The sequence below is a fragment of the Castellaniella caeni NBRC 101664 genome, from assembly GCF_001592225.1.
In the GTDB taxonomy this organism is placed as follows: Bacteria; Pseudomonadota; Gammaproteobacteria; order Burkholderiales; family Burkholderiaceae_B; genus Castellaniella; species Castellaniella caeni.
On sequence record NZ_BCWN01000003.1, the window covers coordinates 66,102 to 88,033 of the forward strand.

Consider the following 21,932-nt stretch of genomic DNA (forward strand, 5'->3'; position numbering starts at 1 on the left):
ACTGAGTGAGGGTATCCTTGTCGCGGACAGGAAACCCGGAGATTACGGCAATTGCCGCAACTGAGCACTGACCCACGCAAAACCCAGGTGTTCCTGCTCCAGCCGCAGCCCCTGGCGCAGGTGGTTGTCGCGCAAGGCATCATACAGTTGACGCTCCGTCGCGGTAAGGTGAGGCAGGTCGGCTTGCTGGGGCTTGTCTTCGTGGCCCCAAAAATCCCGGTGCGCCTCCAGCGTGGCCCGATCCATCAAGACGGATCGCACCTGCGGAAAAAACCCGCGCAACTGGTTCAAGATGGCAAAGCCGTGGGTATCGATATCCCCCCAGTAATAGAGGGGGAGCCGATGCAGCCAGCCCGCCTGGGCCAGCGCATCCCAGCCGTAGCCCGCGCCAAAGACGGCCAGGCCGCCAGGCATCGAGGGCAGGCTCAGAAAATTGATTTCGTTTTCAGTGATGATGACGCGCCGGACAGCAAGCCGCAATTGGCTGAAACTGTGAACATCCAGCGTCATGTCGGGACACGTCAGGCCCTCAAGCGTCTGGACGGCCGGATCGAGCACGCGGCAGCGAATGCGCACCGGCTTGTCCAAAAAACCATAACGGGCGGCAAATTGCGCCACGCCGGTGCTATCCGCCTCGATTGACTCGGCAGGCAGGGCGAGATCCAGCAAGGCAGCCAGCACGGCACGATGGGTTTCGATCAATTTGCTATGGACACCCGGGGCATCCACCTGCCGCAGATAAACGGCCGGGCGCGGATGCTGCCGTACCCACACCACCACCTGCAGCAGCGCGGGCCACTGGGGGTGCAGCGCCAAGGCCTGCAAGGGGTATTTGCACACCCAGGGCAGCACGTCCGGACAGCGCTGGCGCGTCATCCGCACCAGGTCGGCAAAACGCTGCCAGTCGGCCTGCTTGTCCAGCCAACGCACGGCATCGTCCAAGGCATCCAGCCACAAAGCGGCAGGCAACTGCTGCTCGCCCTGCACCCGGTGGCGCACGGGCTGCCACTCGATGCGCAAGGGCGGCGCATTGCGCAGCCCCGCGGCCCAGGCGCGCACGGCCTCGAAGCGCTCGGTGATATCCGCCGAGCCAGGCTTTTTCAGACTCAGGCGCAAGGGAAAGTGCGTGGCGGCGCCACAGGCCTCGCGCAGCAGTTCGCCGCGATCCCAGAGGCGCTGCACCTGGGCCCGGGCTTCTTTAGCGGTCGTCCACATCGCCAGCCTTGCGTGCCCGGTAATCTTCGATGCTCAGGTTGCGCAGGCGCGACGCCCGCCCGCCTTCGTTATGCACGAACCCGACACTGGAGACGAAGGGCTCGATGATGTGGATTTTCTGCAGCGGGGTGACGATGAGCAGTTGCAGATTCAATTGCCTGAACAGGGTCAGCCCATACTCGGCGGATTCATCCGAGCCGCGCCCGAACGCCTCATCGATGACGACGAACCGGAAAGACCGCGAACGCACGGCCCCCCATTCGAGGCCGAACTGATAGGCCAGACTCGCGGCCAGGATCGTATAGGCCAGTTTTTCTTTCTGCCCGCCAGATTTACCGCCGGAATCCGAATAATGTTCCTGCTCGCTGTCGTCGGCGCGCCAACGCTCGCTGGCGGCAAACAGGAACCAGTTGCGCACGTCGGTGACCTTGGCCGTCCAGCGGCGATCTTGCTCGGACAGGCCCTCGCGCCCCCGGAAGCGGTCGACGATCGCCTTGACCTGCAAGAACTTAGCCTCGGAATATTGCGCATCTTCCGAACCCGTGACGGCCCCCTCTGTGCAGGCCCGCAACTCTTGCTGGAAATCGCGAATCTCGACATCCGGACTCAGCTGCGATTCGAGCACGATGTAGCGCCCCGGGTTGTAATCGATTTCACCCAAAGACTGGTTGATGCGCGCAATGCGATCTTTGATGGTTTCCCGCTCGCGCGCCAGCTGCGCATTGAAGTTGGCAATCTCGTTGATGGCGTTGACGTTGAGCAATTCTTTGAAGCGCGCCACAAAACGCGGCAAATCGTCCGCATTCAAGCGATCCAGCATGCGCCGGAACTCATCGGCGGCTTCCAGGCTGGCATCGACTTCGGCGGTTTCCAGCTTGAAGGCTTCTTTGAAGGACACCATGGCTTTGATGATCTTCTCGGCCAGGCGCTTGAGCTTGCCGTCTTCATTATCGATGTCGGCCTGCAGCCAGGTACGCACATCCTGCTCGCGCTTGTCGCACGACTCGACCGTCAGTTGGTGCGCACCCAAAGCCTGGGCCGACAACTGCCGCAGGGCAGGCGCCAGCGCGGCATCGACGAGCGACTCAGCCAGCAAGGCCTCGGTCTGCGCCCGCAAGTCGGCCGCGGCCTGCTGGCGCTGCTGCACGTCACCCCGGCTCTCGAGGGCGGCTTTCCAGCGCTGCGTGGTCTGTTCGAGCAGCCGCTGCTGGGCCGCCAGGCGCTCGCTAAGCTGCTTGAGCCTGTCCGACGCCTGCTCCAGCGCCCGATACTCCTGTTCGAGGGCCGCGATTTCCGTGGCCACGCCAGCCCAATCCAATTCGTCGAAACTGGTGAACTCATCGAGCCGCGCCAAGGCATCGAGCTGCGTCTGCAGCCCCTTGCGCTCGGTTTCGAATTTGGCAATCCGGGCACCCACCTCGCCCAGCTGGGCTTCCAGTTGAGCGCGGCGCGCTTCCAGGGCGGCAATCTTGGCTTCGTTGCTCCAGCCCAGCACGTAACGGCTGCGGTCATCGATGCGACGGCGATCGTCTTTTTCGTGCCGCCCGCTGGGGTCTTTGACCTGCCCTGCCCGCGTGATGGCCCGCGCCTCGCGGCGGAACTGGTCTTGGTTGGCGCAGCAGGCGACGTCAAAACGGTGCGCCAGCTCGCGCTCGAGCCAGTCGTAATAGGGTGAATCGGGTTTGATCGCCAGCTTGCGCACCAGTGAATCCGGGTGCAGGACGGGCAAGGGGGCCGCCTTGCGTGCCCGCACATGAAAGTACACCAGGCGACCCCGCAGGTGATTGCCATCCACCCACTGGGCCACGGCCCGATAGTGTTCATCGGGCACCAGCAAGGCCAGGCCAAAACCGCGCAACAGCCGTTCGGTGGCGCCTTCCCAGGCGCGCTCGTCTTCCCGCACCTGGATGAGCTCGCCCACAAAAGGCATGTCTCCCGCGTCCAGACCCAGCGCGGCGCACAAGGCCTCGCGAATCTGCACCTGCTGCACGTCGATATTGCTGCGGCGCTGCTTGAGGCTGTCGATCTCCAGGCTCAACTGCTCATGCGTCTGGCGTCCCTGGCGCAGGGTAACGGCCTGCTCGGTGACGGCATTCTGCATGTCGGCTTCGCGGGCGCTCAAGGCCTCGCGGCTGTCCTTGAAGAACGTCTGCTGTCGGTCAAAAGCAGCCGCATCCGTTGCCGCATCGGCCTGCACCCGCACGGCCAACTGCCGATAGCGCTCGGCCTTGTCACGGCGGCGATCCCGCAACACGCTTTTTTGCTGGATCTCGGCCGCCAAACGGCCCAGCCGGTCGCCGCCGTTCTCATGAATCGCCTGCTTGAGCTCGTCGGCCTGGGCTTGCTGCTGCACGCGCTCGGCTTCGATACGCTCGATCTGCGACTCGACCCGGCGCGACTCGTCTGCCAGCAAGCCCAGGCGTTTGTCCAGCAAAGCGAGCTTCAGTTGGGCAAAATAGGCGCGTAGACCCTCACGGCAGTGGCGCAAGTGGCCCACGTGCGCTGCCAGCTGTGTGTGGCGACCACAGTCGGCCACCAGCGGCGTGAGGTGCTCCACTTGCTCGCGCGCCCTGAGTACGGCTTGGTACGCCCGGTTGAGATCATCGAAATGGGCGATCAGGGTCTGAATGCGCGAAGCCACCTCGAAGGGTTCCAGCATGTGGCTGCGGACAAAATCAGTGAGATTGCCCACCGACTTCATCGAAACCGTCTGATGGAAGAGTTCGAGCGCCTGATCGTTTTCGATGCCAAAGCGGCGGCGAAACCACGCGGCGTAGGGCGGAAACGTATCTTGCAGGTCGGCGCCGGAGGCGCGCAGGCGCTTGCGCAGCACCGCAATGTCCGTGCCGAAATCGGCAAAGTCGGTCGCGATCGCCATCTCGCGCTCGGCTCCGACGAAAAACCGCGCGGGCTGGCCGTGCGACTCTTTCATCCAGAATACTTGCGCAAGCGACACCGTCTGGTCGTAGCCAGCGTTGTGAAACACCCCCAGGATGACCGAATAACTGTTGTGATCGCGCAGCGAGACTGGCCTGGCGGCCCCGGTGACCTCGTTGCGCTCAGACTTGTAATGCCCCAGCACGTAAGAACGCAGGCTGCGTTCTTTGGCGTCGGCCCCCGCCGCCTTGTTGTAGGCGATGCGGTTGGCGGGCACGAGCAGCGTCGTGACGGCATCCACCAAGGTGGACTTGCCCGAACCGATATCCCCGGTGAGCAAGCCATTTCTGCCATCGAGCTGCAGCGTCCAGACCCGCCCGTCGAACGTGCCCCAGTTATAGACCTCGAGGCGCATGAGGCGAAAGCCGGACAAGGCATCGTCGGCGACGAAATCCAGGCCCAGGGATTGCGCGTCATTCATCCCGCTCTCCAGAATCGCTTGCATCATCCGCCAACGCAGCCCGATAGCCCGCCAGGCGCGCCTCGAACTCAGCCAGCCACTGGGCATCCACAAAAGCCTTGAGAATGCGGCGCACCTCGTAGCTGGCGCCGACGGTGCCCTGGGCGGACTTGAGTTTGTGCAAAAAACCGAGTTCCAGCACTTTGTTGATGGTGGCATCGACCCGGTCGATGAGCCGCGCCTCGTTGCTGTCATCAGGCAGAAACACCCGGATCAGCTCGACGATTTCATCGCGCGAAAGCACCAGGCGCGGGTCGCTGCCCCCGGCGTCCGACTCGGCCAGCTTCTTGCGCAGCAGCGCCAGCAACAGGCTGACCGGAAACGACAGAGGGCGTCGCGCCATCAGACGGGGCAAGGCAGGCGCGGCCCCATCGGCGGCGGATTCCGCCCGGGCCTTCAGGAAGGCATAGCCTTCGGCCTCATCGAGCACCAGGTCGAGATTGAGCACCGCGACATAGTCGCGCACGCGGGCCTGCAAATCGAGCAGGCGGGCCCACTGGCGTTCGTCCTGCTGCCGGTATTGAACCCCTTTCAGCAGCCCGATCAACAGCACCGACAACTCAGCCCCGGGCGGCGCGACTTCTTCGGGCGGGATTTGAATTTCTTGCATCTCTGACTTACTCGACAAGGTGGTGCGACGGCATGGGTTCGCCAACTGTGCTAACGGACGAACACGACGCGGGGAAGCCGGGCCGTACGCCGGATCGGCCCCCCTTCGGTCAACGCCTGCCAGGCGACTGACTCGAAAGCGGTCTCATCCACGGCGACCGTGAAAGTATCACAACCCAGTTGCAAGTATGTGACAAGCTCGGCCAGGCCCTGCTGCAGCGGCTGCTCGGCAACGAGCTCAGCCAGACTGACCTGGGCCTTGCCCTGCAGCGCGTGGCGCACATGGCGCGTCAACCTGGCCTTGTCCACCACCACCTGCTCGAACAGCGCCGCCGGATCGATGGCTTCATCGCCCGCCTGCAGCGCCAGGCTGGCCAGCACCGGCTTGAGCGCGGGCGTATGCAAGGGGCGCTCCATCACCAGCTCGACCTCGGCCTGCGGCAGGTCGATCCACATGGAAACCGCGGCGGGAAACTGGGCGCGCAACGCCAGGGCCTTGCTTTCGATGCCACGCAAGATATCCATGATGCGCCGGTTTTCCAACCAGGCCTGGTCGTCGAGAAAGCGCCGCAGTTGCTGCGACAAGGCGGCCACCGTGCGCTGCGTGTGTTCACCGGCCTCGAGCCAGTCATAGTGAATGCGCCGCGTGCGGCCGTCGGGCCGTAACTGGGCCACCGCCGGCAGCGCCAGCACGCGATCGAGCAGTTCGGTCAGCGCTTCCTGCCTGCGACTGGACAGCAGAAAATCCCAGAATGCGCGAAAACTCTTGCCCTGGTCGGAGTCGGCAATCATGTCGCGTTCACCCATGATTTCTTCCAGCAGCTCACCCTTGCCACCGTCCCACAGGGCAATGCGCTCGCGCACGCGCCGATCCAGCTGACGAAAATTGTGTTCCACCTCGCGAAAGTCGGCCAGCAACTCGTGCGCCCCGCGCAAAAACTGCTGAAAACGGTCTCTGATGGCCGTTTCGTCCAGCACCTCGATCTCGCCCGCTTCGACCCGCGCGATCTCGGCGTCGAGCTCTGCGCGCTTTTGCCGCAAATCGGCCAGACGCCTGTCCGGATCGGCATCACTGCCCGCGCTGATCTGCTTGAGCAGGTCAAACAGGGTCAGCAGCCGCGACTCGGTGCCCACGAACTGCCGCTCGGACAGCTGCACCAGCCAGACCAGCGCCTTTTCAGTGGCCGGCGTCAAATCGAACTGGGCCTCGTCCGTACCCGTCTTGTAGAACTTGCGCAGCCACCCTTTATCCGGCTGCGCCCAGTCATTCAGGTAATCGAGCGCCGACTTGGGAAATGCGCTTGCCCCCTTGTCCCCCAGCTGCAGACGCAACGCATACAGCTCGTCTTCCAACGCCTCGGCCAGATCGGCCGCCGCCATGACGCGCACATTGGGTTCGACGAACACCCGCTGCAAGAAGCTGGCAATCAGCGGCGCATGGTCGGAGCGCAGCAGACGCCAAGCGGGGTGATGGGTGCGAAGCGCATCGAGCGTAGCAAAATCAAGCATCAGAGATGGCAACTGCCACGTCGTCGGGACAGCCGGGAGATTCAGGGGAAGAAAAGGGGCGTGCGGGGTGAAGCATAAACCAAACGCGATGCTCGGCAAATGGAACCGGGACGAACATCCGGCATGGCCTGAAATTTTGCCTCGCGACTGGCGCTTGGCTGAGACTGGAACGCTACTTGGAAGGCCGGACAGTCGCCAGAGGCAAGAACAGAGTCAGCGGCGAATCGGGCAAGGCAATGAAGCCATGATGCCGATAGAAGGCCGAGGCCGCATCGTCTTTGGCATCTACCATCATGGCAAAGGCGGCAATCTCGGCGCGGGCAACACGATCAAGCGCATCGGCCAGCAGAGCACCACCCAGCCCTTGTCCCTTGAAAGCCTGATCCACAGCCAAGCGGCCCATGCGAACCGCTGGCACCGTCGGATAGCGCGGCAGCTTTTTGCCGATATTAGCGGGAAGCTCTGTCAGCAAGACACTTGACGACGCAAGTGTATAGTAGCCCGCGATTCGTTGCTCACCAGCCAAAGCAACATAGCAAGCAGCGACACGACGACGAACATCCTGCGAGGCTTGCGTCTGTATGTAGCGATTCAAAGGCTCCGAATCGCTGTTGAACGCAGCACGATCATGCTGGCCATCCAACAGGACAAGTTTGAACGGCGCACTGCTCATTCAGCGCTCAGGAGTGTATTGCGGCGGGAAAAAGCGCGTTTCAGGGCCGGTGTTTGTTTCGGCGGCGATAGCAGCGCCTGAGCAAAGCACTCCTGATCCGCCATCGACAAACGGATGACCTCGGCCTGCTCGATGGCGCGTTGTGCTGCATCCTGGATAGCTGTGACCACGAAGTCGGTCATGGTGCGTCCCTGAAGCTCAGCGGCACGTTTGAGCATCGAATGCAGATCGGTACTGATTCGTGCTTCGAGACGGGCGGTAGAAATGGCCGTAGGCATAGTAAGAGACCTCCTTATAAAAGGATGCGGCAATTTGCCGTACGTGTCAACCGTAAATCTTTTCAAAATATGGCATAAGCCTGAACGTGGGGGCATGTTTGCAACGCCCCCTCTGTCACACGACAAGTTCGTTCGCGGCCTGTGCAACAGGCGACTGGCTGAGCGGGAAATGTGCCTGACCGGCGAAGCTGTGGATAACTGATGCTGCAGAGCCTTCGTAACAAAGGTAACGGAGGCAATTTACCATTCCAAACAATGAGGTGACCTGTTCCGAAGTATTGGGCGCACTACAACAAGAAGAGGCCAGCATCAGCAACCGTCGCCCTCAAATCCTGCGTTGACACTTGGTTGACACCCCAGCCGCAGGCAACAAAAAAGCCACCGCATTGGGTGGCTTCAATGTCCTGATTTAACAGGGGAAATTCTGGTGGCGCATCCCTGATTCGAACAGGGGACCTGCGGATTATGATTCCGTCGCTCTAACCGGCTGAGCTAATGCGCCAAAGCACGCAATTATAGCAAGAAATTTTCAGTGTGCAAGTAGGCAGCCTTGTCCAACATCGGATCAGGCTGAACAAGGTCTCGTGCTTCCAATCTCAGACGATGCCCGGGATACGAGAGCGGGGGCGTCGACCATCAAGATGGTGACCTTGACCCCGTGCAAGACTGGCTCAGACAGCGACAACCCCGGATGCACGCCCGGCCACAGGCCCCGCACCTTGCATTTCGCCTGGCAGGCGCCTCATACTGAACCATTGCTCGAATATAGGGGAATCCCCGATGGCTGATACCGACATCACCTTTGAACAACGCGCCCAGGGCGCCATCATGGGCGCCTACATTGGCGACGCCCTGGCGCTGGGCCCGCACTGGTACTACGACCTCGACGCGCTGCACCGCGCCTATGGCAACTGGATCACCGACTATACCGACCCCCAGCCCGACCGCTATCACGCGGGCCTGAAGGCGGGGCAATCGTCGCAGGCGGGCTATATCCTCGACCTGCTGGTGCGCTCGCTGGCCGAAAAAGGCCAGTACGACGAGGCTGATTTCTGCCAGCGCCTGGATGACGAACTCTTCGCCCGGATCGACGGCACGCCGATGAACGGGCCTGGCGGCTATACCAGCCAGTCCATCCGCGAGGCCTGGCGCCTGCGCGTACGCGAGCACCAGCCCTGGGGCCGGGTGTCGGGCCTGGCCGACACGACCGAGGCCGCCGAGCGCATCATGGCGCTGGCTGTGCGCTACGCCTGGCAGCCGACGGCGCTGGCCCAGCTGGCCTCGACCAACACGGCGCTCACGCAGCACGACACCACCGTCATGGCCATGACGGTGGCCTACGCCTGCGTGCTGGGCAGCCTGGTGCGCGGCGAGCCGCTGGACGCCCAGACGTCCGAACGCCTCATGCAGCGGGTGCACGACGGCTCGCTGCCCTTTCACGCGGTCACCCGCGCGGGCGAGCAAACGCCCCCCGTCGGCCCCGAGACGCCGCGCCACGCGGGACAATTTCCCTCGCCCGACGCGCTGTTGACGGCATCGTGCATCGTGCGCGCGGCCACCGACCCCGATATCCGCATCGAACCCGCCTGGAAGGCGTCGCTGGTCTACGGCATGCCGTGCGCGGTGTATCACCAGTTTCCCGCCGCGTACTATCTGGCGGGGCGCTTCCAGGGCAATTTCGAGCAGGCCGTGCTCAACGCCGTCAACGGCGGCGGCCAGAACCAGGCGCGGGCCATCCTGACCGGCGCGCTGGCGGGTGCCATCGGCGGCATCCAGGCCATCCCCGACCGCTTCATCGAAGGGCTGGAACACCACGAACAGCGCCTGGCCTGGGCCGCCCAGATCGCCAAGCAGGCGCAGCAAGTACCTCAAAAAGAAATCTAACGCACCGGCAGAAAGTTGAAGAACAGCAGGCCCTGCAGATAATTGATGCCCAGACGCCGCATGCTCTCGTCCTGCAGCTCGGCCACCAGATCCAGCCGGGCGATCATGCGGCCAAACTCGCGCTCGAAGCTCAGGTTGGCCACGCCGTTGCCCAGCTCATTGGACAGTAGCAGGGGTCGGCCCTGGGCATCGCGGCGCGTGGCCAGCATCCAGGCGGCGATCTCGACGTTGCGCGCGGCGTTGAAGACGTGCTGCGCGCTGACCGAATCCGTCACGTGAAAGCGCGTGCGCCCGCCATGCGCCACGATGATCATGTTCGCCAACCCCAGCACGAAAGCGGCGACACGGTCTCCCGGGTAGCGCGGATCCATCGCCACGGACAGTACCTCGATATCCTGCAGCCCTTCCAGTTCTTTGGGCACCTCGCCCGCGCGGATGCGGCCGTCGCCCTGGGCCAGGGCGGCCTTCAGGTCGGTGAAGCCCGTCTTGCGCCACTCGATGGGATTGCGCCGGTACAGTTTTTCCAGCAGGCGCGACAGGCTGTCCAGGTTGTCGCGCATGGCCAGCGTCTGCACCCGGTTGATGTCGTTTTGCACCAGCTGGTCGCTCGACATGGACTCGGCGCGGGGGCCGTCGGCGGGCGCGGAGACGCAGCCCGCCAGGGACAGGCAGCCCAGCACGAGCAGCCGGGCCAGCCAGCCCCCGGCGCTGCATGGCCCGCCCATCAATATTGCCGCGCCCGATCCACCACCCCGGTAATGGGCTCGCCGCGCACCACGGCGCGAACCTTGCCCGCGATCTGCTGCACGGTCAGGCCCATCAGGCTGGCCCCGGCGATGTGCGGCGTGACCTCGATGCGGCGGTCGGCCCAGAAAGGATGGCTGGGCGGCAGGGGCTCTTGCTCGAAGGCATCCAGGGCGGCCCCGCGCACACGGCCGCTATCGAGACACGCGAGCAGATCCGCGGCGACCAGGTGTTCGCCGCGGGCGATGTTGATGACGTAGGCATCGGGCCGCAGCTGCTCGAACGTGGCGCGGCACAGGATGCCCCGCGTGTCGTCGGTGAGCGGCAGCACGTTGACCAGCACGCGCGTACGGGCCAGGAACTGCGGCAGCTGTGCCTGGCCGTAGGCCTGCGCCCCCGCCACCTCGCGGCCGCTGCGCGACCAGACGGCCACCGGGTATTCCAGCGCCGCGCACGCCTGTGCCACTCGCGCGCCCATGACGCCCGCCCCCATCACCCCGACCGGCCAAGCTTCGCGCTCGATGTCGTCCAGCGGCCGCCAGGCGGCCTGCGCCTGAAAACCGGCATAGCGCCCCAGGTCGCGCGACTGGCGGATGAGGTAGTGCAGCACGTACTCGGCCATCTGCACGGCCATGCCGCCGTCTTCCATACGCACCAGCGTGACCGCGTCGGGCAGGCCCGGCAGCGTCAGCAGCGCATCGACACCGGCCCCCAGGTTGAACAGATACTTCAGCCGCGGCTCGCGCGCGAACAGCCCTGCGGGCGGCGCCCAGACGACCGCCGCATCGGCCTGGCCTGCGGGGCCCTCGGCGTCCCACAGGCGCACCCGGTGCTCTGGCAAGGCCTGCTGCAGGGCATGCACCCACGCGTGCGGGCTGGATTCGTGGCGGGAAGCAAAAACAATTTCCATATTCAGGCGACATCAAAACTTGTAAATACAGGATTTTCCTGCTGAAGGCCCATTGCAAAGGCCCTGACCCCACGGCAGGAGACACTCATGCTACGAAGGCCTTTATCTTACCTGCTGGCTGCCCCGATGCTCGCGTGCGCGGAGCAGGCCCACGCCCATCGCCCAGTGATCGGGTAGACTGCCCTTTCGTGCCGACACTCGGCGGCACCCGAACAGGCACCAGACCACCCCATGTCCACACCGACGCTCAACGTTTCTTTTCTTTCCGACGACTGGCGCGGCGTGGCCTTGTCCAATTTTTGCCTGTACCCGTTCGTGCTGGACGACGTCTTGCTGGCCTCGGTCGAGGGCTTCATCCAGGGTATCAAGTTCGCGCCTGGCCACCCCGCGCGCGAACGGGCCTTCATCTCCAGCGCCTGGGACGCCAAGGCCTGCGGCAAGGGGGCCGGCAAGCAGTACGCCTACTGGGGCCCGCAGCCCATCGCCTTTGGCTCGGGCGCGCACCACGATCTGGTCGAGCGCGCCCTGCGTGCCCGTTTCGCCCAGCACGAGGGCCTGTGCCAGGTGCTGCGCAGCACACGCGGCCTCGTGCTGACGCACGAAACCGGCGAAGGGCCCGAACCCGCCCTCACCTCTTTACCCGCCGCCCGCTTCTGCCAGGTGCTGACGGCCCTGCGCGACGCGCTGCCCTGAGCCACAAAGGCATACGGAATGATCAGCAGTCGCCTTCATTTCCTGGCTTTCTCCCTGCGCGAATGGCTTAGAAGCCATCACAGGCAGCCAGGATTTCAAGCGAAATGCAGGGACGGTTGCAGTCGCATACCAGCAAAACAAAAGGGCCCAGGTTTTCACCTGAGCCCTCGATCAATCTGGTGGGTTGTGACAGGCTCGAACTGTCGACCGACGGATTAAGAGTCCGCTGCTCTACCAACTGAGCTAACAACCCATCGCGTTTTCCGCGAAGAACAAGAATATACACAAATTCCGCGCCGCGTGCAAACGGCGCATGCACTGCCACTGCCACCGCCACTGCCACCTACGGCCCGTCAGGCGGGTTCGGCTGGGTCGCGCGGCGGCAGGCGGCCATAGTCATCGTCGTAGCGCACAATGTCGTCCTCGCCCAGGTACTGCCCGTTCTGCACTTCGATGATGACCAGGTCGATGCGCCCCGGGTTGCTCAGCCGGTGCCTGTCGCCGATGCGGATGAACGTGGACTCGTTGGTGCGCAGCAGGGACGATTCGACGCCATCGGATATCTGCGCCGTGCCGCTGACCACCACCCAGTGCTCGCTGCGATGAAAGTGCGACTGCAGCGACAAGGACGCCCCCGGCTTGACCACGATGCGCTTGATCTTGTAGCCGTCGGCCTCGACCAACACGGTGTAGCGGCCCCAGGGCCGGTTGACCGTGCGGTGGCACAGATAGGCCGGGTGCCCCGCCTGCTTCAGCTGCCCGGCCACCGCCTTGACCTCTTCGCTGCGCGCCTTGTCCACGATCAGCAGCGCATCGGGCGTGTCGACCACCGCCAGGTCGTGGACGCCGATCATGGCAATCAGCCGATCCGCGCCATCCACGTAGCAATCCCGCACGTCGCGCAAGACCGCCTCGCCACTGACCCGGTTGCCCGCGTCATCGGGCGGCGTCAATTCGCTGAGCGACTGCCACGAGCCCACGTCCTTCCATTGCAGCGCGCAAGGCACCACGACCAGCTGCGACGAATGCTCCATCACTGCTTTGTCGAAGGAAATGTCGGCCACCTCGGCAAAGGCACCGGCGTCGAGTTCGACGCAGCCGTAGCTGGGCTCCTGGTGATGCGGCGAGCGCCGCCAGGCGGCGCTGACCTGGTCAAGCAGCGCCGGGGCATGCCGGGCCGCCTCTTCGAGCGCGACGCGCGCCTGCATGCAGAACATGCCCGAGTTCCAGAGAAAGCGCCCACTTGCCAGAAACGCCTGGGCGTCCGGCAAGGCCGGTTTTTCGACGAAGCGCAGCACCTGGCGGCCCGACCCGTGGAGGACATCTCCCGTCTCGATGTAGCCGTAGCCGGTCTCGGCGCGATCCGGCTTCAGGCCGAAAGCCGCAATGTAGCCGCGCGCCGCCAGGCCGCAGGCCTGCGCGGCGGCCTCGTGGAACGCGGGCACGTCGCCCACGACGTGATCCGCCGGCGACACCAGCACGATGGCCTCGTCTCCCCAGCGGGCCTGCACGCTCAGGGCGCACAGCAGCACGGCGGCGGCCGTGTTGCGCCCGAAAGGCTCGAGAATGAGTTCTATTTTTCGGCCTAGGCCGTTGACCCCCTGGCAGTCATCCACCACCCGATAGCGCAATTCATGATTGACGACGCTGACGACGGTGTCTTGCAAGGCGCACAGCGGCGCGAGCCGGGCGAACGTTTTCTGCAGCAGGCTCTGGCCATCGGCCAAACGGATGAAGGGCTTGGGCATCGTTTCGCGCGAGACCGGCCATAAGCGGGTACCCGACCCACCCGCCACGATGCAGGGAACCAGCACAGGTGTGGACATCATCGATCCTCTTGCCAGACAATGAGTTACGCCATGAAGGCGATCGGTACAAAGCAGCAACACGTACGACATCTGCAACCCGGGTCGGGGTCTCGTCACCCGCTGCCTTGGTGACAGCCATAATTGCAAACAATCTGTGGCATGACAATACAATGAAATGCCTACGCCCCAAGGAGTGATATCTTGCACGGACACTCGAAAAAGCGGCTCTCTCTCGTGGCACTCTGGCTGTGCCTCGGCAGCGGCATGGTGGCCGCACAGACCCTGCCGCCCACGGCCACCCTCCCCGTCAAGGCCTTGCCGGGCGCCGGCGGGGCCGTCAGCAGCGTCGGGCCCGGCGATGTGCTGCAGATCACCATCTACGGCCAGCCCGACCTCAGCTCCCAGGTCACCGTCTCGGCGGATGGCGGTATCACCGTGCCCTTCCTGGGGGTGCTCACAGTCGCGCAAGAATCACCCGGCGTCATTGCCCGGCGCATCGAGGCGGGGCTGCGCAAGGGCGGGTATCTGTCCGACCCCACTGTGTCAGTCGAAGTGGCGCAGGTCAACAGCCGGGTCGTGTCGATCCTGGGTGAAGTCCAAAGGCCCGGGCGCTACGCCATCGAAAGCAGGCTGTCCCTGCTCGAACTGCTGGCGCTGGCCGGCGGTCTGAAGAACACCGCCGACGAACACATCACCGTCATGCACCCCGACGCGCAGGCCAGCGGGCCGCGCGCCGAAACCCGGGTGGTCGTCAGCAGCCGCGCCGCGCCATCGCCCGAAGCCAGCGCGCTTGCGCTGCACTCGGGCGACATCGTCTACGTGCCCGCGGCCCCGCTGTTCTTCACCTATGGCGAGGTGGGCAAGCCCGGCGCCTATCCGCTCGAACAGGGCATGAACGTGATGCGCGCCCTGGCGCTGGCCGGGGGGCTGACGCCGCGCGCCGCCGATGGCCGCATCTCGATCCGGCGCACCGACCCCAAAACCGGCCAGATGGCAAGCACCAAGGCCAAGCTCACCGACGAGATTCACCCAGGGGACGTCATCTACGTGGACGAGCGCTGGTTCTAGCCAAAAGCATTAGGCCCTACGGCTGACCGGGTAAGTCCTGACAGCCATGAATCCAATTGTATCGGTATCAAAGGGCCTGTAAGTTGAGTCTCAACCATCCCTAATGCTTCAGGTTGAGGCGAAAAGTGAACAGTACCGTAGAGCAGAAACACCTTGCTTCTGTTGATACGAAACGAGCGCGGCGCAGCCACCCCATGCCTGCGGGCAGCGCCAGCCTGCAGTTCGAGCGGCTCGGGCGTCACAACCGCAGCTTTCTGATCCTGGCCGGCCTGCTGTCGGGCGTGCTCAACGGCGGGGTCTGCTGGTGGCTGATGCGCTCGCACGGCCTCTACGACCCCCTGTATCGCACGGCCATCTCGCTGCTGCTGGGGGGTATCGCCTGCTCGACCTTCTACCATTTCCGTCTGATGATCAGCGCCCGCAACCTGACCTGGATGCTCAGCCAGGCCAGCGTCCGGTGGCTGCGCATCCTGATGGTCACACTTCTGCTGTTCTTCCTGTTCCTGTACGACGAGACGGGCCCCGCCACCATCCGCCTGATCCTGCTGCAGTGGATCGCCATCGTGTTCCCGGCGCAATGCGCCCTGCTGGCCGTGCTGCGCCTGCTGGTGCGCTGCGTGAACTACTCGCCCGCGAACCGTCGCAAGGCGGTCTTCATCGGCCTGGGCCCCGAGGCCGCCAAGCTGGCCCGGCGCCTGCTGCGCTCGCGAATACTGGGAATCGAGCCCGTCGGCTACTACGCGAACGCCCCCCTCAGCTTCCACCCGGACGACACCCTCAACCAGCTGCGCTACCTGGGCAGCTACAAAGAGGCGCTGCACACCCCCGACATCCACCAGAACCACCTGGCCTTTCTCGCCATGACGGAAAAGGCCGACAGCCAGGATCTGCACGTCCTCACCGAGCACCTGTACGACTCGACCAGCGACATCTACTACATCCCCGAGCCCAACGTCTCGGAAGGCTTTGCCGTCTACAGCGTGGACATCGCCGGCGTACCGCTGCTGGCCCTGCACGAGACGTCGCTGCTGGGTCTGCCGGGATTTCTGAAGCGCGGCATGGACATCGTGCTGGTGAGCCTGGCCCTGGCGCTGCTGTGGCCGGTCATGTTGCTGGTCGCCCTGGCCATCAAGCTGGACAGCCCCGGCCCCATTCTGTACAGCCAGGAGCGCTATGGCCGCTACGGGCTGCCCATCAAGGTGTACAAGTTTCGCTCGATGCGCACCGACGCTGCGCAAAACGGCGTCCTGCAGCAGGCCAGCCGGGACGACCACCGCGTGACCCGGGTGGGATACTATCTGCGACGCTTCTCGCTGGACGAGCTGCCGCAGCTCTTCAACGTGCTGCAGGGCTCGATGAGCCTGGTGGGGCCGCGCCCCCACGCCACGTCGCACAACGAGCTGTACCGGCACCAGATCCGCGGCTACATGCTGCGCCACACCGTCAAGCCCGGCATCACCGGCTGGGCGCAGGTCAATGGCTTGCGCGGCGAAACCGACACGCTGGAAAAAATGGAACGGCGGGTGGAATTCGACCGCTACTACATCACCTGCTGGTCCTTGTGGCTGGACATGAAAATCTTGTTCAAGACGGTGCTGATCGTGCTGTGGGACAAGAACGCCTACTGAAGCCTCAGCGGCACAGGCTGTCTTCCACATAGGACCACTGGCATTTGCGCGGCACCAGCATCTCCCGAACCGCCGCGTTGCCGCTGTCGAGATACACCACGATGCCCACACGCACCACGTTCTGCCGATAGCGGTTCCAGCGCTCGTCGCTGCGCTCTTGCGAGCGGTAGCCATCCAGCACCAGGGCCCCGCCCTTCCAGGCCTGCCAGGTGAAACGCATGCCGTACTGCGTGCGCGTGCTGAGCTGATCGGCCTGCCCCGCGATGCGATCCCGCAGGGTTTCGTACGAGCCCTGCAGCCCCACCGCCGTCTTCGGGCTCATCTGCCAGTTGATGGCGACCCCGCCACCCCGCAGCGTGGAATACAGCGCCGTCGGCTGGTTGTCGTTGATGTAAGGGTGCTGCCACACGCCCAGGCGCACCTGGGTCTTGGGCGACATCTGCCAATCGGCGCTCAGGTCGGCCGTGAGCAGATGCACGTCGGACTGCGTGCCGTCCGGGTACGAGCGGTTCAGCCAGCCCAGGCGGCCCGACAGGGCCGTCTTCACGCTGTAGCGCCAGGTACTTCTGACGAACCACTCGCGATCGATGTACTTGTCCGCCAGACCCGCCGTGTCCGGCCCGCCACGCAGGGGAAACGTGCTGCTGGTCTGTTGCAGCCCGCCGCTCAGGGACGATCCCGTGGGGCTGCGGTATTCGGCCGTGAGTTCGAACCCGCGGTCGTCCTGGTCGAAAATCCGCTGGTTTTCCGTGGCACCGTAGCGGGTGCGCTGCTGAAAGACGCGAATTTGCGGCAGGGTGAGCGCCTCGCTCACCCGCATGCCCAGGACGCCGTCCAGGCCGCGCGTGGTCACCGTGTCGCCTGCGGGAAAGATGCGGTCGGAAGTATAGCGCTCGTGCTCGTACTGGTAGCCGATCTGCCCGACGAACAGCCGCCCCGCCCGCCAATGCAGGGTTGAATCGAAGCGGCGCGGTTGGTAGTTCAGCTGGCTTTGCTGGCCAAAGCGGGCAACCCCCGCCGTGCCCGCGATGTCCAGCCGGGTGTCGTCGGACAGCAGGGGGATGCGGGCGGCCGCGCCCGCGGTATTGACCCAGAGCGAGCTGCGCCGGACGCCCTGGGTGCCGTCGGACGCCAGCGACGGGTTGCTGTCGGACTGCAGGCTGCTTTGCAGGCGCACGGCGTAATCGACCGCGCCCGGAGAAGCCGACTGGGCGGCGCAAGGCAGCAGGCAGGCCACACACACGCCCAGCGTGCCGCGATATCTCGACATCATGCGTCGTCCTTGTACGTCGTGCGTGCCCGGCGCCACTCGCGCCAGCACAGGATGAGGAAATAAGGGTCGTCCAGCAGATAGCGGCGCCACAAGTGCGACGGGTCGGACAGCAGGCGCCACAGCCACTCCGCCCCCAGACCCTGCACCCATCGGGGCGCCCGCGCGCGCAGGCCCAGGGCGAATTCCATGGCGGCCCCCACGCACAGCAGCACCCCGCCCGGAAACGCAGCCGCATGGCGCAAGGCCCATTGTTCCTGCTTGGGCAGCCCCAGGCAGACGAACACCAGCCGGGGGGCCCGCGCACGGATCCGGGCGGCCACCCGATCGCCCTCGGCGCCCAGCGGATCGAAACCCATGGAAGGACAGCAGATGTCGATGTCCAGCCCCGGATAGACGGACTGGAACAAGGTTTGCAGCTGCGCTTCGGCGCCAGGCTGCCCCCCGACCAGCGACACCGGCCAGCGCGCCTGCGCGGCCTGGCGGCACAGGGCCACGAACAGATCGGCACCCGTGACGCGCTGCGCCAGGGGGCGCCCCAGCAGGCGGCTGGCCCAGACGATGGGCATGCCGTCGGCAAAGATGAAATCGGCACTGGCGTAGCGCGCCTTGAACGGCGCGTCGCGTTCGAGCCGGACGACGTGATCGACATTGGGCGTGACCACGATGCGCGCCGGGCCGCCGGTTTCCAGCGCGGCGGCACCCAGCAGCCGCATGGCTTGATTGAAGTCAGCGGAAAGAATGCGCAGCCCGAACAGGGCCCGCGCCGGGACATCACGAGACGATTCCTGATCCATGGCTGGGGTCATCAGTGGCGAACGCTGGCGGCTCATCGTACAGAAGATGTTGCACGCTGTCTAATGTCGTGACGGTTCAGTTGGAGCCGAACAGATCGCGTGAATAGATCTTGTGCGCCTGCGCCCGGATTTCATCGGTGACCCGGTTGGCCACGATGAGTTCGCTGCGAGACAGGAAATCATCCAGGTTGCGCATCACGCGCGAGCCGAAGAAGGTTTCCTGCGTCAGGGTGGGTTCGTAGACGATGACCTCCAGGCCCTTGCCCTTCAGGCGCTTCATGACGCCCTGGATCGCCGAAGAGCGATAGTTGTCGGAACCGCTTTTCATCACCAGACGGTAGATGCCGACCACGCGGGGGTGGCGTGCCAGGATGGATTCGGCGATGAAATCCTTGCGCGTGCGGTTGGCATCCACGATGGCCCGGATCAGGTTGTTGGGCACCCGGTCGTAGTTGGCCAGCAGTTGCTTGGTGTCTTTGGGCAGGCAATAGCCGCCATAGCCGAAGGACGGGTTGTTGTAGTGGTCGCCGATGCGCGGGTCAAGGCTGACGCCCTCGATGATCTGGCGGGAATCCAGGCCATAGGTCTGTGCGTAGGTGTCGAGCTCGTTGAAGTACGCGATGCGCATGGCCAGGTACGTATTGGAAAACAGCTTGATCGCCTCGGCTTCGGTGGAATTGGTAAACAGCACCGGCACGTTTTCTTTCAAAGCCCCTTGCTGCAGCAACGCGGCAAAGCGCCACGCGCTGGCCGAGGTGTCGCCGACGACGATGCGCGAGGGATACAGATTGTCGTACAGGGCATGCCCCTCGCGCAGGAACTCGGGCGAAAAGAGAATGCGATCCGAGCCCGTCTCGCGCCGCAGGCGGGCGGTGAAACCGACCGGCACGGTGGACTTGATGACGATGCAGGCCGCCGGATTGAGCGCCTGGACGTCGGCGACGACGGCCTCGACGCTGCGCGTGTCGAAGTGGCTGGTGTGGGGGTCGTAGTTGGTGGGAGTGGCGACGATGACGAAATCGGCCTGGGCATAGGCGGCCGCCGGATCGAGGGTGGCAGACAGCGCCAGCGGCTTTTCCCGCAGATACGTCGTCAGCTCGGCATCGTCGATGGGGCACTGGCGGTCGGTGAGCGCCCGCACCTTGTCGGCATCGACGTCCAGCGCCACCACCTGCTCGTGCTGCGCCAGCAGCACGGCGTTGGACAGCCCCACGTAGCCTATGCCCACCACCACGATTTTCATGATTGTCCTCGCCTCACAAGCGCTACCGTTTGTATTCTTGGTAATGAAATCCCATCGCTCCGGTCATTTTTCCACACTGCGCGCACGCCAGCCTCAGCCATTTGACCCAAGCCGCACGGCCGAACGGCCAGGACAGCAGCGTCAATATTCCGGCCACGCCCAGCTGCACCAGCGCGCGCGCCAACAGACAGGCCAACAGCCGCCCGCGGGCCCCGCGCGGCGTCGTCCGCATGGCGACCAGCACGAAAGACTGCCCGCCGCGATAGGCGCGGCGCAGCAGCCACGGCAGCGCGGCCCGGGCGGGCTCGACTGGCTCGTGCACGACCGCCTCGTCGCACCAGACGAAGCGCACGCCGCCGTCTTGCAGCAGCCGAGTGAAAAGCAACGTATCTTCGCCGCCCGTCCGGCCGAATCGCGGGTCGAACGGGCCAGGCACGCCCAGCAGCAGCGCGCGCCGTATCAGCACGTTGCCCGAGCGCACGTCGCCGCGCCCCACCGCGGCCCCGCTTGCCAGGCGCCGCCGCTCAAAAAAGCGTCCGCGCACGATCCAGGGCGCGATCTGCGCGCCATAGACCGGCACCACGGGCGCGAACACCGCATCCGCCCGGCAGTGCCGGGCCGTGCGCAACAGCTGTTCGAGCCAGTCCGGCTCGGGCATCTCGTCGTCGTCGATGAAGGCCAGCCAGGGGCCCCGGGCCGCGTGAATCGCCGTATTCCTGGCGTGCGAGATATTCGGCTCGGGACAGCCCAGCGCCACCACCGGCACCCGGCCCTGACTGCGCCAGCGCGCCAGCACGGGCCGGGCCGACTGCCCCGGATCGTTATCCACCACAATGACCTCCAGCACCTGGCCGATGGCGCTTTGCGCCATCAAGGCCCGCAACAGACCCTGCAGCTGGGCGGGCCGCCGAAAAGTGCAGATGCAGACGCTGACCTCAGCAGGAGGAATGGCTGTGGTGGACATTGCCCCCCCGGACACGCTTGAGCGACTGGACGCAGCGGCGCAGCAGCGTGATGCGCCGCGCCGCCTCTTTGAACCGCACGCAGGCAAGGTACAAATGGCCGCGCACCGAGCGGGCGCAGCGCCACTGATATAGCGCCAGGCGATCGGTGGCCCAGGTCTTCTTGTACGCTTCTTCTCCGACCGTCAGGTCGAAGACCTTCAGCGCCGCATCGATAGCGTACTGGATCTGGAACTGCACCAGCAGCTCGCCGCAGGAATACTTGCGCCAGCCGCCCGCCGCGAAGCTGGTGAGAATGCCGTAATACCGGCCCCGGAAGACCAGCCCCCAATGGGCCGCCACCACGTCCCGGTTGACCTGCATGCTGCTCACGGCCACGAAGCCGGTGGGCACGCCGCACCGGGTGACGGCCTCGTAGAAGCTCAGGTAGGCCTGATCGGCAAACAGGTCATGGCTGCCAGTCTCGCGCCAGCGGCGCGACTTCTGCCGGACGATTTCGGCAAACACCCGGTGCGACTCTTGCGCATCGTGGACGCGCGGCACACGAAAATCGCCCAGTTCCCGCAGCCGCCGGACCTTGCGCCGGTTCTCCGCCAGCAGCCGCGTCGAGCGGCCCGCCAGGTAGTCATCGACATCATCGGGCAAATGGATGAGATAGGCGTTTTCCGCGGGCCGCGCGCCGCGCAGCTGCGCCATGGGATTGGCAGACGCACCAAAGTGTTCGGGCATGCGCTCGAGCATCACGACGTCCACGCGCCGCAGGCTTGCAAGGCACTCGCGCCACAGGCGCTGGAACCGCGCAGGCCCCAGAGCCTGCGCCCAGCCCGGAAACAGCAGTGGCGCCCGGTAGTCGGACACCCGCTCGCCCAGATAGGCCAGCACCCGCAGGCCGCGCCGCGGGTAGATGCCCAAGGGCCACAGGGCACGTGTCGTCCCGTCGTCGTCCAGCAGCTGGATCACGCATAGATCGACACCCTTGGGCCGACCCACGCATTCGTACCAGGCACGGTTCCAATCCCAGGTTTGAAAGGCATAGCAGTCGGCGCTTGCCTCCAGCGTGCGCCACACCGTCTCCAGGCCCGCCAGCGACCGATGCACCATGATGCTCACCGAAGGCACGGCGGCGGAGCGCCGCCGGGTCGCGGGCTGCGCGTCGCTGGTACGCCGCCTGGGCTGATGCGAGGTTCTGAAGAGCGAGGCTATGTTCATGGGCAATTGATCCTGTTGGACAAACGACACACTCG

At 64.9% G+C, this 21,932-nt stretch carries 18 protein-coding genes and 2 tRNA genes; 4 read left to right on the plus strand and 16 right to left on the minus strand.

What is annotated here, in order from left to right:
• Positions 1-42 precede the first annotated feature (42 nt).
• The 7 genes from CCA01S_RS02610 to CCA01S_RS02640 all read right to left on the minus strand — a co-directional run bounded on the left by CCA01S_RS02610 (position 43) and on the right by CCA01S_RS02640 (position 8,183).
• Complete coding sequence (locus tag CCA01S_RS02610) at positions 43-1,215, minus strand: Wadjet anti-phage system protein JetD domain-containing protein (protein ID WP_066453651.1); 1,173 nt, start codon at positions 1,213-1,215, stop codon at positions 43-45.
• Positions 1,199-4,573: an ATP-binding protein gene (locus tag CCA01S_RS02615; RefSeq protein ID WP_066453658.1), complete on the minus strand. Its 3,375-nt coding sequence runs from the start codon at positions 4,571-4,573 to the stop codon at positions 1,199-1,201. Before CCA01S_RS02615 ends, CCA01S_RS02610 begins: the two co-directional genes overlap by 17 nt.
• Positions 4,566-5,222: a DUF4194 domain-containing protein gene (locus CCA01S_RS02620; protein WP_066453659.1), complete on the minus strand. Its 657-nt coding sequence runs from the start codon at positions 5,220-5,222 to the stop codon at positions 4,566-4,568. Before CCA01S_RS02620 ends, CCA01S_RS02615 begins: the two co-directional genes overlap by 8 nt.
• A 50-nt stretch (positions 5,223-5,272) precedes the next feature.
• A complete protein-coding gene (locus CCA01S_RS02625; protein WP_198149896.1) occupies positions 5,273-6,730 on the minus strand; it encodes a DUF3375 domain-containing protein in 1,458 nt (485 codons plus the stop codon).
• 172 nt (positions 6,731-6,902) lie between these two features.
• The gene (locus CCA01S_RS02630; protein ID WP_066453662.1) at positions 6,903-7,403 is read right to left on the minus strand and encodes a GNAT family N-acetyltransferase; all 501 of its coding nucleotides are present in this window, start codon (positions 7,401-7,403) and stop codon (positions 6,903-6,905) included.
• Complete coding sequence (locus CCA01S_RS02635; RefSeq protein WP_066453665.1) at positions 7,400-7,681, minus strand: type II toxin-antitoxin system TacA family antitoxin; 282 nt, start codon at positions 7,679-7,681, stop codon at positions 7,400-7,402. Before CCA01S_RS02635 ends, CCA01S_RS02630 begins: the two co-directional genes overlap by 4 nt.
• Before the next feature lie 425 nt (positions 7,682-8,106).
• Positions 8,107-8,183: transfer RNA gene (locus tag CCA01S_RS02640), tRNA-Met, on the minus strand.
• A gap of 278 nt (positions 8,184-8,461) precedes the next feature.
• Between CCA01S_RS02640 and CCA01S_RS02645 the strand changes: the two genes are divergently transcribed.
• Positions 8,462-9,565 (plus strand): ADP-ribosylglycohydrolase family protein, encoded by a 1,104-nt coding sequence (locus CCA01S_RS02645; RefSeq protein ID WP_066453668.1) that lies wholly within the window; start codon positions 8,462-8,464, stop codon positions 9,563-9,565.
• On the opposite strand, the gene CCA01S_RS02650 is transcribed toward CCA01S_RS02645, so the two are convergent.
• The gene (locus tag CCA01S_RS02650; RefSeq protein ID WP_066453670.1) at positions 9,562-10,290 is read right to left on the minus strand and encodes a hypothetical protein; all 729 of its coding nucleotides are present in this window, start codon (positions 10,288-10,290) and stop codon (positions 9,562-9,564) included. The two genes, CCA01S_RS02645 and CCA01S_RS02650, sit on opposite strands and share 4 nt — an antisense overlap.
• Entirely contained in the window at positions 10,290-11,219 is a 930-nt protein-coding gene (locus CCA01S_RS02655; RefSeq protein ID WP_066453672.1) for a 2-hydroxyacid dehydrogenase, read from the minus strand. Before CCA01S_RS02655 ends, CCA01S_RS02650 begins: the two co-directional genes overlap by 1 nt.
• A gap of 231 nt (positions 11,220-11,450) precedes the next feature.
• Between CCA01S_RS02655 and CCA01S_RS02660 the strand changes: the two genes are divergently transcribed.
• Complete coding sequence (locus tag CCA01S_RS02660; protein WP_066453676.1) at positions 11,451-11,912, plus strand: NADAR family protein; 462 nt, start codon at positions 11,451-11,453, stop codon at positions 11,910-11,912.
• A gap of 177 nt (positions 11,913-12,089) precedes the next feature.
• Here the strand turns inward: CCA01S_RS02660 and CCA01S_RS02665 are convergent.
• Positions 12,090-12,165, minus strand: a tRNA-Lys gene (locus CCA01S_RS02665).
• A 100-nt stretch (positions 12,166-12,265) separates the two neighbouring features.
• A complete protein-coding gene (locus CCA01S_RS02670; RefSeq protein WP_066453679.1) occupies positions 12,266-13,741 on the minus strand; it encodes a mannose-1-phosphate guanylyltransferase/mannose-6-phosphate isomerase in 1,476 nt (491 codons plus the stop codon).
• Between the two features lie 213 nt (positions 13,742-13,954).
• On the opposite strand from CCA01S_RS02670, the gene CCA01S_RS02675 reads away from it, so the two are divergent.
• The gene (locus CCA01S_RS02675; protein WP_066453682.1) at positions 13,955-14,788 is read left to right on the plus strand and encodes an SLBB domain-containing protein; all 834 of its coding nucleotides are present in this window, start codon (positions 13,955-13,957) and stop codon (positions 14,786-14,788) included.
• 194 nt (positions 14,789-14,982) lie between these two features.
• Positions 14,983-16,416, plus strand: coding sequence for an undecaprenyl-phosphate glucose phosphotransferase (locus CCA01S_RS02680; protein WP_066453685.1), 1,434 nt, complete (start codon positions 14,983-14,985; stop codon positions 16,414-16,416).
• Between the two features lie 4 nt (positions 16,417-16,420).
• Here the strand turns inward: CCA01S_RS02680 and CCA01S_RS02685 are convergent, their stop codons facing one another.
• From CCA01S_RS02685 to CCA01S_RS02705, 5 genes are all read right to left on the minus strand, one after another.
• Positions 16,421-17,689, minus strand: a complete 1,269-nt coding sequence (locus CCA01S_RS02685; protein ID WP_066453687.1) for a hypothetical protein — start codon at positions 17,687-17,689, stop codon at positions 16,421-16,423.
• Positions 17,686-18,483, minus strand: a complete 798-nt coding sequence (locus tag CCA01S_RS02690; protein WP_066453689.1) for a WecB/TagA/CpsF family glycosyltransferase — start codon at positions 18,481-18,483, stop codon at positions 17,686-17,688. Before CCA01S_RS02690 ends, CCA01S_RS02685 begins: the two co-directional genes overlap by 4 nt.
• A gap of 76 nt (positions 18,484-18,559) precedes the next feature.
• Entirely contained in the window at positions 18,560-19,726 is a 1,167-nt protein-coding gene (locus CCA01S_RS02695; protein ID WP_066453696.1) for a nucleotide sugar dehydrogenase, read from the minus strand.
• A 22-nt stretch (positions 19,727-19,748) separates the two neighbouring features.
• Complete coding sequence (locus CCA01S_RS02700; protein ID WP_084386389.1) at positions 19,749-20,690, minus strand: glycosyltransferase family 2 protein; 942 nt, start codon at positions 20,688-20,690, stop codon at positions 19,749-19,751.
• Complete coding sequence (locus CCA01S_RS02705) at positions 20,662-21,897, minus strand: GNAT family N-acetyltransferase (RefSeq protein WP_066453700.1); 1,236 nt, start codon at positions 21,895-21,897, stop codon at positions 20,662-20,664. Before CCA01S_RS02705 ends, CCA01S_RS02700 begins: the two co-directional genes overlap by 29 nt.
• Between the last annotated feature and the right edge of the window lie 35 nt (positions 21,898-21,932).